Below are 401 nucleotides of genomic sequence, written 5' to 3' on the forward strand. Positions count from 1 at the left end.
AGGGCGGCGACGTTGTAGGCGAAGGCCCAGAAGAGGTTGCCCTTGATGGTGGCGAGGGTGCGGCGGGAGAGGCGGATGGCGTCGGCGGCGGAGCGCAGGTCGCCGCGGACGAGGGTGAGGTCGGCGGCCTCGATGGCGGCGTCGGTGCCGGTGCCGATGGCGAGGCCGAGGTCGGCGCCGGCGAGGGCGGCGGCGTCGTTGACGCCGTCGCCGACCATGGCGACGGTGCGGCCTTCGGCCTGGAGGCGTCGGACGGTGGCGAGCTTGTCCTGGGGGAGGACCTCGGCGATGACGTCCTGGGCGGGGATGCCGACCTGGGCGGCGACGGATTGGGCGGCGGCGCGGTTGTCGCCGGTGAGCAGGAGGGGGCGCAGGCCCAGGGCGCGGAGTTCGGCGACGGC

The 401-nt window shown here is 75.8% G+C and carries 1 protein-coding gene; it reads right to left on the minus strand.

What is annotated here, in order from left to right; genetic code table 11:
* The coding region (locus OO57_RS38035; protein WP_033257502.1) for an HAD-IC family P-type ATPase at positions 1–401 on the minus strand (401 nt) is incomplete at both ends.

Source organism: Kitasatospora phosalacinea (assembly GCF_000717185.1).
GTDB classification, from domain to species: Bacteria; Actinomycetota; Actinomycetes; order Streptomycetales; family Streptomycetaceae; genus Kitasatospora; species Kitasatospora phosalacinea_A.